At 64.5% G+C, this 12748-nt stretch carries 11 protein-coding genes; 3 read left to right on the top strand and 8 right to left on the bottom strand.

The annotated features are described in order from the left end of the window. Window positions 1–73: 73 nt before the first annotated feature. Entirely contained in the window at window positions 74–1249 is a 1176-nt protein-coding gene (locus JQ632_RS20055) for a cupin domain-containing protein (RefSeq protein ID WP_212404301.1), read from the top strand. A gap of 8 nt (window positions 1250–1257) precedes the next feature. Here the strand turns inward: JQ632_RS20055 and JQ632_RS20060 are convergent, their stop codons facing one another. After that, complete coding sequence (locus tag JQ632_RS20060) at window positions 1258–2409, bottom strand: PLP-dependent cysteine synthase family protein (protein WP_212404302.1); 1152 nt, start codon at window positions 2407–2409, stop codon at window positions 1258–1260. A 108-nt stretch (window positions 2410–2517) separates the two neighbouring features. After that, complete coding sequence (locus JQ632_RS20065; protein ID WP_212404303.1) at window positions 2518–2982, bottom strand: Lrp/AsnC family transcriptional regulator; 465 nt, start codon at window positions 2980–2982, stop codon at window positions 2518–2520. Between the two features lie 163 nt (window positions 2983–3145). On the opposite strand from JQ632_RS20065, the gene JQ632_RS20070 reads away from it, so the two are divergent. Beyond that, entirely contained in the window at window positions 3146–4159 is a 1014-nt protein-coding gene (locus JQ632_RS20070) for a 1-aminocyclopropane-1-carboxylate deaminase (protein ID WP_212404304.1), read from the top strand. 278 nt (window positions 4160–4437) lie between these two features. Here the strand turns inward: JQ632_RS20070 and recQ are convergent, their stop codons facing one another. The 4 genes from recQ to JQ632_RS20090 all read right to left on the bottom strand — a co-directional run bounded on the left by recQ (window position 4438) and on the right by JQ632_RS20090 (window position 9948). After that, window positions 4438–6303, bottom strand: coding sequence for a DNA helicase RecQ (gene recQ, locus JQ632_RS20075; RefSeq protein ID WP_212404305.1), 1866 nt, complete (start codon window positions 6301–6303; stop codon window positions 4438–4440). A gap of 96 nt (window positions 6304–6399) precedes the next feature. Then, on the bottom strand, window positions 6400–7395 hold the full coding sequence (locus JQ632_RS20080; protein WP_212404306.1) for a homoserine O-succinyltransferase: 996 nt from the start codon (window positions 7393–7395) through the stop codon (window positions 6400–6402). Window positions 7396–7407: 12 nt separating this feature from the next. Further along, window positions 7408–8709 (bottom strand): O-acetylhomoserine aminocarboxypropyltransferase/cysteine synthase family protein, encoded by a 1302-nt coding sequence (locus JQ632_RS20085; protein ID WP_212404307.1) that lies wholly within the window; start codon window positions 8707–8709, stop codon window positions 7408–7410. 303 nt (window positions 8710–9012) lie between these two features. Beyond that, complete coding sequence (locus JQ632_RS20090) at window positions 9013–9948, bottom strand: alpha/beta hydrolase (RefSeq protein WP_212404308.1); 936 nt, start codon at window positions 9946–9948, stop codon at window positions 9013–9015. A gap of 150 nt (window positions 9949–10098) precedes the next feature. Between JQ632_RS20090 and JQ632_RS20095 the strand changes: the two genes are divergently transcribed. Continuing rightward, the gene (locus JQ632_RS20095; RefSeq protein WP_212404309.1) at window positions 10099–10986 is read left to right on the top strand and encodes a branched-chain amino acid aminotransferase; all 888 of its coding nucleotides are present in this window, start codon (window positions 10099–10101) and stop codon (window positions 10984–10986) included. 155 nt (window positions 10987–11141) lie between these two features. On the opposite strand, the gene JQ632_RS20100 is transcribed toward JQ632_RS20095, so the two are convergent. Together JQ632_RS20100 and JQ632_RS20105 are read right to left on the bottom strand one after the other, a co-directional pair. Continuing rightward, window positions 11142–11762, bottom strand: coding sequence for a trans-aconitate 2-methyltransferase (locus tag JQ632_RS20100; RefSeq protein WP_212404310.1), 621 nt, complete (start codon window positions 11760–11762; stop codon window positions 11142–11144). A 102-nt stretch (window positions 11763–11864) separates the two neighbouring features. Then, window positions 11865–12737: an acyl-CoA acyltransferase gene (locus JQ632_RS20105; protein ID WP_212404311.1), complete on the bottom strand. Its 873-nt coding sequence runs from the start codon at window positions 12735–12737 to the stop codon at window positions 11865–11867. Between the last annotated feature and the right edge of the window lie 11 nt (window positions 12738–12748).

The following is a 12748-nucleotide window of genomic DNA, read 5'->3' on the forward strand; positions in this document are numbered from 1 at the left end:
TGGCATGGAGGTGCCGGCACAACCGTGCTATGTCTGCCCGTGCCAAACGAAGAAACGCCAGCGGGAGAGCAGCATGTCCGATTCGCAGCGCCGGGAGTTTCTGGTCGCGGCTGCCGGCGTCGCGACGCTGGCTGCACTCAGCGGTGCGCAGCCTGCCGCGGCCGGCGATCCAAGCTTCATGAACAACGTTCCCGATCCCGATCTCTCGGGCAAGGAGCTGCCGACCTTCAAGTTCGCCCTGGAGAAGTCACAGGGCAAGGTGATCGGCGGCAGTTTTGGCAAGGAAGCGACCGTCACGCAGTTGCCGATCTCCAAGGGCATCGCCGGCGTCTCGATGCGGCTCGAGGTAGGCGCGATGCGCGAGCTTCACTGGCACGCCACGGCGGCCGAATGGGCACTTGTCCTCGAAGGGCGCGTCCGCACCACCGTGATCGATCCCAAGGGATTTGCCGAGACCGATGATTTCGATCCCGGCGACGTCTGGTATTTTCCGCGCGGGCACGGCCACATGCTGCAATGCCTCGGCGACAAGCCGTGCCATTTCATCCTGATTTTCGACAACGGCTATTTCTCGGAATTCGGCACGTTCTCGATCATCGACTGGGTCGGCCATGCTCCAAAGCCGCTGCTTGCGAAGAACTTTGGCCTGCCGGAGGCGGCGTTCGCGAGCTTCCCGAAGGACGAGGTGTATTTTGCCCGCGGCAAGCAGCCGCCGGCCGAGCCGTCGGTGCCGTTGCAGGGATGGAAGCTGCCGGCGGAGACCCACAAATATCGCCTGCTCGCGCAGCCGCCGCATGCGACCTATCCGGGCGGGCGCGAGTGGCGCGTGGATTCCAGCCGCTTCCCGATTTCGAAAACCATCACCGGCGTTATCCTCGATCTCGATCCCGGTGCCCTGCGCACGCTGCACTGGCATCCGAATGCCGACGAGTGGCAATACGTCGTCGACGGCACGGTGAGCGTCACGCTGTTCGGCTCGCACGGCCGCTTCCGCACCGAAGAGCTCACGCGCGGCGACGTCGGCTACATCCCGCAGGGCTATGGTCATTCCATCGAGAATACCGGCGACCGGCAGGCGCGCATCCTGATCGGCTTCAACGCCGGCCTCTATGAGACAATCGACCTGTCGCAATGGATCGCGGGCAATCCGGTGGACGTGCTCGCGACGAACTTCGGTCAGCCGGCCGAGCTGTTCGAAAAATTTCCGCACCAGGATGTGTTCATCGCTGACAAGAATGGGCGCGGTTGAGATAACGTTCAGTAGCGCGCCTGCTGTGGATTGGCGGCGTCATCGACGGCAAGCGTCAGCGGCTCGCCCGTTGCGAGAAACGACGACAATGCGGCCTCAGTAGGCGCGGGGTCGAGACCGCGTGTGGCGAGCCAGGCGGGCTCGTAATAGGTCTGCCGGTAGCGCTCGCCGGAATCGCAGATCAGCGTCACCAGCGACCCCGTCGCGTTCGCCTTCCGCATCTCGGATGCGAGCCGGCACAGTGCGAGGAAGTTGGTACCGGTGGATCCGCCGACGGCTCGCCGCAGCCGGCGCGACAGCACGTTCATCGCCGCGATCGTCGCGGCATCCGGGATCTTCATCATGCGGTCGACCACGCTGGGGACGAACGACGGCTCGCAGCGGGGACGGCCGACGCCCTCGATCAGCGAGGGGCGCTCGCAGACTTCCGTGCGGTTCCGGTTGCGGAAGCAATCGAAGAAGGCGGAATGCTCGACATCGGCAACGCAGAGCCGCGTCGGATACTGGCGATAGCGCAAGTACCGTCCGATCGTCGCCGAGGTGCCGCCGGTGCCGGCGCCCATCACGATCCAGTCCGGGATCGGGCGTGGCTCGCCCTTCAACTGTGTGAAGACGGATTCGGCGATGTTGTTGTTGCCGCGCCAGTCGGTGGCGCGCTCGGCAAAGGTGAACTGGTCCATGTAGTGGCCGTTCAGGCGCGCGGCGAGCGCGGCGGCCTCGGCATAGAGCGCGCGGCCGTCGTCGATCAGATGACACTTGCCGCCATAATGCTCGATCGCGGCGATCTTCTCCGCCGACGTCGTGCGCGGCATCACGGCATAGAAGGGCACGCCGATCATCTGCGCGAAATAGGCCTCCGACACCGCGGTCGATCCCGACGACGCCTCGATCACCGGCGTGCCCTCGCTGATATGCCCGTTACACAGCGCGTAGAGAAACAGCGAGCGCGCGAGGCGATGCTTCAGGCTGCCGGTCGGGTGCGTGGATTCGTCCTTCAGATAGATGTCGATCCCGGCGAGCGCGGGTACGATCAGCCGGATCAGATGGGTGTCGGCGGTGCGACACTGGTCCGCCTCGATCGCAGCAACCGCCTCGTCCACCCAGCCTCGCCGGTAGGCCGGTGCGACAGGATTTTGCTGGCAGAAGGGAAGTGGCTGCATCGGACGAATCTCTCATGATGCGCATCGCGCATCAATAGCTCTGGATTTTGTTTTGACGCGTTTTCTTGAGGCGCACCGGTTTCCACTTCGCTGGAAAACGCGGTCTGCTCAAAACTCCAGCGGCGCGTTGTCGACGACCTCCTTCATCACGAAGAAGGTGCGGGTCTGGCGCACGCCGGGCAGCGCGATGAGCTGCTCGCCATGGATGCGGTTGAAATCCTCCATGTCGCCGACGCGAATCTTGAGGAAGTAGTCGAAGTCGCCGGCGACGAGGTGGCAGTCGAGCACGAATTTCAGCTTTGCGATCGCCTGCTCGAAGGTGGCGAAGCTTTCCGGCGTGGAACGGTCGAGCACCACGCCGACCATCACAAGCGTACCCTTGGCCACCTTGCGCGGTGCGACCATGGCGCGGACGGAAGGGATGAAGCCGTCTTCGAACAGGCGCTGGGTGCGGCGGTGGCAGGTCGCGGGGCTGATCGCGACCGTCTCGGCCAACTCCGCATTGCTGAGGCGGCCATTATTCTGAAGCAATCTCAGGATCTTAAGGTCGGTGCGGTCGAGTCGGGCGGACATGGAAGAAACTTCCGTAGTATAATTAGTTTACGGAAGAAATGATATCTCATGGCGAAAATTGCGCAATATAAAGCGCAGAATCGACGCAATATTCGAGAGCACATTTCCTGTAACCGATGCTAGTCGCTTCCCCGACATCAACGCCAAATCGGGATCACCTCGCATGCTGGAGAAATTCGCGCGCTATCCGCTCACCTTCGGGCCGACCCCCATTGAGAAGCTGGAGCGGCTGTCCAAGCATCTCGGCGGCCAAGTCGAGATCTATGCCAAGCGCGAGGACTGCAACTCCGGTCTCGCCTATGGCGGCAACAAGCTGCGCAAGCTCGAATACATCATCCCCGACGCGATCGCCTCGAACGCCGACACGCTGGTGTCGATCGGCGGCGTGCAGTCCAACCACACCCGCATGGTCGCGGCCGTCGCGGCCAAGATCGGCATGAAGTGCCGCCTGGTGCAGGAAGCCTGGGTGCCGCATGAGGACGCCGTCTATGACCGCGTCGGCAACATTCTCCTCAGCCGCGTGATGGGTGCCGACGTGCGCCTGGTCGAGGACGGTTTTGACATCGGCATCCGCAAGAGCTGGGAGCAGGCGATCGAGGAGGTGAAGGCCGCCGGCGGCAAACCCTATGCGATTCCGGCCGGCGCCTCCGTGCACAAATATGGCGGGCTCGGCTATGTCGGCTTCGCCGAAGAGGTGCGCGCGCAGGAGAAGGCGCTCGGCTTCAAGTTCGACTACATCATCGTCTGCACGGTCACCGGCTCGACCCACGCCGGTATGCTGGTCGGCTTCGCCGCGGACGGTCGCGCGCGAAAAGTGATCGGCATCGATGCCTCCTTCACGCCTGATCAGACCAAGGAGCAGGTGCTCTCTATTGCGCAGAACACGGCAAAGCTGGTCGAGCTCGGCAAGGAGATCGTCGCCGACGACGTGGTGCTGATCGAGGACTATGCCTATCCGGCCTATGGCGTGCCCTCGGACGAGACCAAGGAAGCCATCCGCCTCACCGCGTGGCTGGAGGGCATGATCACCGACCCCGTCTACGAAGGCAAATCGATGCAGGGCCTGATCGATCTCGCCAGGAAGGGCCATTTCGAGAAGGGTGCAAAGATCCTCTACGCCCATCTCGGCGGCGCGCCGGCGCTAAACGGTTATGCGTATGCGTTCCGGAATGGGTGAGTGAGCCCGGCTCGCACCTCTTCTCCGCCGTCGTCCCGGCGAAGGCCGGGACCCATAACCACAGGGAGTGGTTCGGCGAAGAACGTCGTCCCGCATGCCCCAAGTTGAATCACGCGGTATGGATCCCGGATCAGCGCTCGCTTCGCTCGCTTGTCCGGGATGACGACGAGGAGAGAGTGGGGCGCAACTCTCGTCATTGCCGGGCTTGACCCGGCAATCCATCTTCTTTCGAAGATCTGATGGATGCGCGGGTCAAGCCTGCGCATGACGAGCTGGGACTACCGCGTCCGCACCAGCCGCAACAGCTCTTCGCCATAGTGCTCGAGCTTCTTGTCGCCGATGCCGGGCACGTTGCGGAGTTCGTCGAGCGTTGTCGGCCAGGCGCGCACGATGCCGTCGATGGTGGCGTCGTGCAGCACCACATAGGCCGGGACGCCGCGCTCGCGGGCGATGTCGGAGCGCCAGGCGCGTAGCCGCGTGCGGAGCTCGGGGTCGACGTCGCCTTGCGGTGCGGAAGCCGCCGGCGCGAGATCGCCGCGGCGGGATTTGGCGCGGCTGGCGCGAATACGCGTGCCTGGTGTCTCCTCGCGCAGCCAGATGTCGGTCTCGCCACGCAACACCGCGCGCGAAGATTCCGTCAGCTTCAGCGCGCCAAAGGCCTCGCTGTCGCTCTGCAGATGGCCCATCGCCACGAGTTGCCGCAGCACCGTGCGCCACTGCTTTTCGTTGAGCTCGCGGCCGATGCCGAACACGGTGAGCTTGTCGTGGCCGAACTGCGTGACCTTCTCGGTCAGGCGCCCGATCAGCACGTCGATCAGATGCATCGCGCCAAAGCGCTGCCCGGTGCGATAGACGCAGGAGAGCAGCTTTTGCGCCAGCACTTTGCCATCGCGCAAACGTGGCGGCGAGACGCAGTTGTCGCAATTGCCGCAGCTCTCGTCCCGCAACGTCTCGCCGAAATAGGCGAGCAACCGTTTGCGTCGGCAATGCGCGGTCTCGGCGAGGCCAACCAGCGCATCGAGCTTGCCGACCGACACCCGCTTGAACTCGTCGGAGGCGCCTGATTCGTCGATCATCCGGCGCTGCTGCACGATGTCCTGGAGGCCATAGGCCATCCAGGCCGCGGACGGTTTTCCGTCGCGCCCGGCACGCCCGGTCTCCTGGTAATAGGCCTCGATGCTCTTGGGCAAATCGAGATGCGCGACGAAGCGCACGTCCGGCTTGTCGATGCCCATGCCGAAGGCGACCGTCGCCACGATCACGATGCCGTCCTCGTTGAGGAAGCGGTCCTGGTTGCGTGAGCGCAACGCCCCGTCGAGGCCGGCGTGGTAGGGCAGGGCGGGAATGCCGGCGTCACTGAGTGCGGTCGCGACCTCTTCCACCCGGTTGCGGGACAGGCAGTAGACGACGCCGGCATCGCCCGCGTGACGCTCACGAATGAACTCCTTGAGCTGCGATACGGCGTTGCGCTTGTCGACGATCTCGTACCGGATGTTCGGCCGATCGAAGCTCGAGACGAATTGCGGGGCGTCCGTCAACTGGAGCCGCTCGACGATCTCCTTGCGCGTCAGCTCGTCGGCGGTCGCGGTAAGCGCGATCCGCGGCACGTCGGGAAAGCGCTCGGCGATCACGGACAGCGCGACATATTCCGGGCGGAAATCGTGGCCCCATTGCGAAACGCAATGGGCCTCGTCAATCGCAAACAGCGCGACATTGGCCTGCGTCAGCAGCGACAGGCAGCGCGGTGTCACCAGACGCTCCGGCGCGACGTAGAGCAGGTCGAGATCGCCGGCAATCAGCCGCCGTTCCACCTCGGACGCTTCCTGTGGTGTCAGCGACGAGTTCAACGCGGCGGCATTGACGCCGGACTCGATCAGGCCGGCAACCTGGTCGCGCATTAGCGCGATCAAAGGCGAGACCACGATGCCGCAGCCCTGGCGCAGCAGCGCCGGCAGTTGATAGCACAGCGATTTGCCGCCGCCGGTCGGCATCAGCACGAGGCAATTGCCGCCGGCTGTCACGTGGGAGACGATCTGCTCCTGGGCGCCGCGAAAGCCTGACAGCCCGAACACCGAATGCAACACGGAGAGCGCATCGCGGCCGTTTTCCGGTGCGGTCTGCGGAGCGGTCGAGGATACGGGCATCGGCGTGACGGAATCGGCTTTTGGACTGCGCTGATCGCCAGTCGCATGGCTGTCAGCCCAAGACAAGCCTGTTGATGAGGTTGCTTCCGCCGGCTTCTACCGCGCAGGCACGGTCGTGGCGGCGTCCTCGGCCAGAAAGCCGAGCCAATTCTTGAAGATCACGGCTGCAGCGGAACCGGCGGCGATATCGGACCGCAGGTTCAGGGCCGGCAGCTCGCTGGCAAGAGCCGGATGGCGCTGGTGTTTTGCCCGCTTCTCGAAGCGCGCCAGCTTCTCCTCGGTCGCGGTGTCGAAATAGCTGACCGGAACGGCCGGATAGGTCTCGCGCTCGCGCGCAAGGAACCTGCCGATGTCGCGCAGATATTCGCGCTGGAGCGACAGCGCGTCATATTCCGGATGACCTTGGAAGAACACGAAGCGGCTGGCATATTGCCGGACGAAGATGTCGACGCCGGCCCGGGCCGAGCGCGTCAGCACCGCGTAGCCGCGCCGGGTGAGGTCGCCCTCCGTCACTTCGTTGAGCCGTGAATGCGAGACCTTGAGCGGCGCGGGCGCGGCCCGGGTCAAGGGATCGCCGGTGATTGGCTCGCAATCGAAGATGCCGGAGCATTTGCCAGGCAGCCGCCGCCGCTCGATCCCGTCGAGATGCAGCACCGCCGCGTGGGCGGCGAGGCAGGACCAGATCGTCGAGCGCGTGTTGGTCTTGGCCCAGTCGATGATGTCGGTGAGGTCGCGCCAGTACGGCTCCTGGTCCAGATTTGGCGTCACCGGCTCGGCGCCGGTCACGATCAGCCCGTCGAACTTCTGGCGCTTGAGGTCGGCGAGATCGGAATATTCGCTTTCGACATGCCAGCGCGCTTCCGGCGAGCGTTTCACCGACGGCAGCGAGAAGCAGTGGAAGCGGATGCGGCGGGAGCCGCCCGCGGCCTGCAGCAGCTTCATGAACTGCCGCTCGGTCGCCTTCAGCGCGGTATCCGGCATGTTGTTGATCAGCCCGATAGTGAGCGCCGTGTCGTCGCGCGCGAGATCATCAGCCGCCGGCACCAGCGCCGGGCTCCGCACACCCTGATCCTTGTCGATCAAGATGGACATCAGCGGTCTCGTCTACTCCGCGGCCTGGAGGCGCGCCGACGGGCAGGCCTTTGCCAGCGCCTGGTCGATGTCCTCGATAATGTCAGCGGAATGTTCGATGCCGATGGAGAGGCGGATCGTTTCCGGCAACACGCCCGCGGCGCGCTGCTGCTCGGGCGACATCTGGCGATGCGTGGTCGAGGCCGGGTGACAGGCCAGCGATTTTGCGTCGCCGATATTGACGAGCCGCGTGATCAACTTCAGCGCGTCGTAGAACGCCTTGCCGGCTTCCATGCCGCCCTTGATGCCGAAGGTGAACAGCGAGGACGCGTTGCCGTCGAGATATTTTTGCACCATCGGATAGTACGGGCTGTCCGGGAAGCCGGTGTAGTTGACCCAGGCGACGCGCGGATCGGCGCGGAGGAATTCGGCGACCTTGCGCGCGTTCTCGGCGTGGCGCTCCATGCGCAGCGCCACCGTCTCGATGCCCTGCAGCAGCAGGAAGGCGTTGAACGGCGACATCACCGAACCCATGGTGCGCTGATAGACGCTGCGGGCGCGCTCGATGAAGGCGGTCTTGCCAAAGCGTTCGGCATAGACGAGTCCGTGATAGGAAGCGTCCGGCTTGTTGTAGGCCGGGAAGCGGTCGGCGTGAGCGGCCCAGGGGAAGTTGCCGGAATCGACGATGGCGCCGCCGAGCGTCGTGCCATGGCCGCCCAAAAACTTGGTCAGCGAATGCACTGAAATGTCGGCGCCGTAGTCGAACGGCTTCATCAGGATCGGCGTTGCTACGGTGTTGTCGACGATCAGCGGCACGCCGTGGGCATGGGCGATTTTTGCCAGCGCCTCGATGTCGCAGACATTGCCGGCGGGGTTGCCGATGGTCTCGGCGAATACCGCGCGCGTGTTCTCGTCGATCAGCTTTGCGATCGCCTCGGGCTTGTCGCTCTCGGCGAAGCGGCCGACAATGCCCTGGCGCGGCAGGATGTGGGAGAGCAGGGTGTGCGTGGTACCGTAGAGCTGCGGCACGGAAACGATATTGCCGCCATGATCGGCGACGTTGACGAAAGCGAAATGCAGCGCGGCCTGTCCGGTCGCGACCGCGAGTGCGCCGACGCCGCCTTCGAGCTCGCTGATGCGCTTCTCGAGCACGGCGGAGGTCGGATTGGCGATGCGGCTGTAGCGAAAACCTTCGGCTTCGAGATTGAAGAGCGCTGCGCCATGGTCGGCGCTGTCGAATGCGTAGGCTGCGGTCTGGTAGATCGGAACGGCGACCGCGTGCGTGGTGGCTTCGGGCTCGTAGCCGGCGTGAATAGCGATCGTTTCGTTGCGCATCGTCCACCTCCGCGATGACGGGCCGCACTTTTGGATGTGCGTTGGCCGTCGTCTTCGTGTTAGAGGCGGGTGGTAAAGCCGGCAATAATTCGTCTAGAGATCGACGAAGTAACCCTAACGAACGCTGCCGAATTAGCTAAAATTTAAGTGAAATTGCGCGCTTCCTCCCATCTCCCCTTGTGGGAGAAGGTGGCGCGAAGCGCCGGATGAGGGGTCTCTATCCGCGGAGACAAACCCCTCACCCGTCTCGCCGCTACGCGGCGAGCCATCCTCTCCCACAAGGGGAGAGGGCAAAGAACGGCGTCACGAACCGACCGCGCGCCGGACCTGCTCACCGATCTGTGACAGCACGAGCTGCGCCTGCGGCAGGATCGCGCCCATGGCGTGGAAATTGTGAACCATGCCGTCGTGGCAGACGTGCTCGACGACGACGCCCGCCGCTAGCAGCTTTCGCGCATAGGCATTGCCTTCGTCGCGCATCGGATCGAATTCGGCGGTGTGGACGATCGCGGGCGGCAGGCCGGCGAGCCGCGTGGCGCGCAATGGCGAGATGCGGGGATCGGCGGCGTCGATACCGTCAGGCAGATAATCGGCGAGATCGGCCTCTAACGTGACACGGTCGATCAGATGCCCCTCGGCAAACGCCTCGCGCGAGGGCGAGGTCTCCTCGAAATCCAGCACCGGGCAGATCAGGCATTGCGCGACGATGGAGAGGCCGGCGTTCTGCGCCGCCTCCTGGCACACGACGGCGGCGAGTGTCGCGCCCGCGGAATCGCCGCCAACCACCAGCCTGTCGGCATCGATGCCGAGCGAAGACGCCCGCCGCGCCACCCATTCGGTCGCCGCAATGGCGTCGTCAACAGCGGCGGGAAACTTGTGCTCGGGCGCGAGCCGGTAGTCGACGGAGACGAGCCGGCAGCCCGTCGCATGCGCCAGCGCCGCCGCGATCCGGTCATGGGTCAAAATGCTGCCTGCGACCAGTCCGCCGCCGTGAAAGAACACAAAACCCGGCGCTGCGGCCGCCGCGTCGGCGGGCTCGTAGAGCCGGTAGGGCAAATCGCCGCCGGGGCCGGGCAGGGTGCCGTCGGACGTCACCACGTCAGGCGCCTCGGCGCGCGCAAACTGCATCAGCTTTGCCAGCGACTGCCGCCGTGCCTCGACGCTCGGTCGGCTGCGCCCGGCGGGCCCGGCCGCAGCCATCATGGTCAACAAACGCTTTGCAAGCGGATCGAGCGGCATCGGGGATGTCTCGCGAAGTCTTGTGGCGCAGCAATCCAGAATCGGGGTCTGCCGGTCAAGTTCCCCGCAGCAAATCCTTTAGAAATTGGGACAATAGTGCCGCCACATTGCGGTACTATGCCAGCGACGAATTTTAAGGGGAGCCCGTTCATGGCCGAGATCAAAAAACCCATCGAATACTCGCCGAGCTGGACCTTTTTCGAGGGCCAATGGCACGACGGCAACGTGCCGATCATGGGGCCGCGGACGCATGGTGCCTGGCTGGGCTCGGTCGTGTTCGATGGCGCGCGCGCCTTCGAGGGTGTCGCGCCCGACCTCGACCGCCATTGTGCCCGCGCCAATCAATCCGCGATCAATTTTGGCCTGAAGCCGGTCGTCGACACCGACACCTGGCTCAACCTCGCTCGTGAAGGCATCGCGCGCTTTGCGCCCAATGCCGAGCTCTATGTCCGGCCGATGTACTGGGCGCAAAATGGCGCGGGCGGCGGCGTGCTGTTCGACCCTGAAACCACCAACTGGTGCCTGTGCATCTACGAGGCGCCGATGCCAAAACCCGTCGGCAACGCCATCACGCTGTCGCCGTTCCGCAGGCCAACCGCCGAATGCGCACCGGTCGACGCGAAGGCGGCCTGCCTCTATCCGAACAATTCGCGCGCCCTGGCCGAAGCCGCCTCGCGCGGTTTCCAGAATGCCCTGATGCTCGACATGCTCGGCAATGTCGCGGAGTTCGGCAATTCCAACGTGTTCATGGCCAAGGACGGAATCGTCTACACGCCGGCGCCGAACGGCACCTTCCTCAACGGCATCACGCGCCAGCGTGTGATCTCCCTGTTGCGGGGTGATGGCGTCACCGTGGTCGAGAAGACGCTGCGCTATGCCGATTTCCAGGCCGCCGACGAAATCTTCTCGTCAGGCAATTTTGCAAAAGTCGCGCCCGTGATCCGCATCGACGATCGCGAGCTGACGCCGGGCCCGTTCTACACCAGGACGCGCAAGCTCTACTGGGATTATTCGCACGCGGTGCGGCTGGCGGCGTAGACGTCACTGACGCTGCGTGTGCGCAAGGACGCCTCAATCGTTTTCGCGGTCATCGCCCGGTCAAGCCGGGCGATCCAGTACGCCGCGGCGAAAGTTGCGAACCTCGACGCCTCTGGAATACTGGATGCCCCGCTTTCGCGGAGCATGACAGCGAACTATGGGGCTCGTCGCCGGAACCGGCTGAACTGGAACGCCTGGGTCGACTTCCACGGCGTGCTGTGGATCTCGTTGCGCGTCTCGATCAGTTCGAACGCGGTGCCGAGCTCGGCCGCCAGGCTCGTTCCGTCATAACGCTGCACCGGCAGGCCGCTGCATTTCTCCGGACCGTCGAGCGCGAAGGTGCCGATGATGACCTGCCCGCCGGGCCGGACGGCGGATTGCAGGCGTTCGACATACGCCGCCCGGTCGCGCGGCTCGGTCAGGAAATGGAACGCTGCGCGGTCGTGCCAGACGTCGTAGGATCTTGCCGGCTGCCACGTCGTGACGTCGGAGACGATCCAGTCGACATTTGCTGCGGCGGGACCGATCCGCGTCTTTGCGGCGTCCAGCGCGTTGGCTGAGAGGTCGAGCACGGCCAGCGATGAATATCCCTCCCGTAAGAGAGCATCGACGAGCCGCGATGCGCCGCCGCCGATATCGATGATGGTGGCGGCGTGGTCAGGGTTGGCGGCCTTGATCAGTTCGAGCGAGATGGCGGGACTGTCCTGAAACCAGCTCACCTCGGTCTCGCCCTTGGTCGCGTAGACGTTTTCCCAATGGGTGCTGCGGGTGGACATGGAAGAGCCTCCGGTTGGACCGGGATTCTAGCAGAGAACCCCCGACGTCGTCCCGGCGAAGGCCGGGACGACAGCGGAGAGCGGGCCGCCGTTCACGCGTCCCTACGGCCCGTACAACACGAGCTCCGTATCCGTGAGATCGGCAAGCCGGGGCGGTTTTGGGCCTTTGAAATATTTTCGCCCGCGCGCCTCGGTGAAGACGCCTGCGAGCCCTTTGATCGGCCCGTTTGAATCGACGCTCACCGAAATCTTTCCATGACGCAATACAACGCGGCCGATGGCGCGGGCGCAGGTGACGTAGTCGGCGATGTCGCGGCAGTAGATCAGCTGCATCACCGGCGGCGCGATCCAGCCGCGGCGGATGCGCATCGGCTGCAGGATGAACGGAAGGGCGCCATCCGGCGTGCGGCACACCAGGCTCAGGCAGCCGTAGCGGGCATGACGGGTGAGCAATTCCACCTCGGTCACCGACACATCCTCGATCCGCGTCGCCTCGGACGGAACGATCTCGATCGCGACATCGGTCTGGGCGCGTGACAAGAGCGGAAACGAGAAGAACAATCCGCGACAATAGGATTGAAAGCCCTGCGTCTCGATGATCGGCCAGGTCCTCGTTGCCGGGCTGATATTGAGATAGGTGACGTCCTTGTGCCGCTGCGCGACCCTCGTCAGCATCGTTGCGTAGTTGCGGAAGCCGGGCTCGACATACCAGCTCGACAGATTGCACTGGATGGCGGTCTCGCCGCCGTCCCTCCGTGCCGTGTAGAGCAGCAGCAGCACGCCGACCGGCGCGCCGTCATGGTCGAGCATGTAGCCGAAGCGGGGATATCCTTCAGGCACGCCGCGCAGCGCCTGGCGTCGCAGGCCCTGCATCCAATAGGCGCGGGACCGGCCGAAGCCGCGCGTCAGCAGGTCCGCGACGGCATCGACGTCGGACTCGCTGATCTCGCGGCATCGGACCATGGTCTGCGCCATGTTGGCATTGG

This window comes from Bradyrhizobium liaoningense, assembly GCF_018130955.1.
GTDB lineage: Bacteria > Pseudomonadota > Alphaproteobacteria > Rhizobiales > Xanthobacteraceae > Bradyrhizobium > Bradyrhizobium liaoningense_C.

What these genes read in the sequence shown, in the direction of transcription:
- JQ632_RS20055 (WP_212404301.1), top strand. Translation starts at nt 74, where the DNA reads ATGTCCGATTCGCAGCGCCGGGAGTTTCTGGTCGCGGCTGCCGGCGTC.
- JQ632_RS20060 (WP_212404302.1), bottom strand. Translation starts at nt 2,409, where the DNA reads ATGCAGCCACTTCCCTTCTGCCAGCAAAATCCTGTCGCACCGGCCTAC.
- JQ632_RS20065 (WP_212404303.1), bottom strand. Translation starts at nt 2,982, where the DNA reads ATGTCCGCCCGACTCGACCGCACCGACCTTAAGATCCTGAGATTGCTT.
- JQ632_RS20070 (WP_212404304.1), top strand. Translation starts at nt 3,146, where the DNA reads ATGCTGGAGAAATTCGCGCGCTATCCGCTCACCTTCGGGCCGACCCCC.
- recQ (WP_212404305.1), bottom strand. Translation starts at nt 6,303, where the DNA reads ATGCCCGTATCCTCGACCGCTCCGCAGACCGCACCGGAAAACGGCCGC.
- JQ632_RS20080 (WP_212404306.1), bottom strand. Translation starts at nt 7,395, where the DNA reads ATGTCCATCTTGATCGACAAGGATCAGGGTGTGCGGAGCCCGGCGCTG.
- JQ632_RS20085 (WP_212404307.1), bottom strand. Translation starts at nt 8,709, where the DNA reads ATGCGCAACGAAACGATCGCTATTCACGCCGGCTACGAGCCCGAAGCC.
- JQ632_RS20090 (WP_212404308.1), bottom strand. Translation starts at nt 9,948, where the DNA reads ATGCCGCTCGATCCGCTTGCAAAGCGTTTGTTGACCATGATGGCTGCG.
- JQ632_RS20095 (WP_212404309.1), top strand. Translation starts at nt 10,099, where the DNA reads ATGGCCGAGATCAAAAAACCCATCGAATACTCGCCGAGCTGGACCTTT.
- JQ632_RS20100 (WP_212404310.1), bottom strand. Translation starts at nt 11,762, where the DNA reads ATGTCCACCCGCAGCACCCATTGGGAAAACGTCTACGCGACCAAGGGC.
- JQ632_RS20105 (WP_212404311.1), bottom strand. Translation starts at nt 12,737, where the DNA reads ATGGCGCAGACCATGGTCCGATGCCGCGAGATCAGCGAGTCCGACGTC.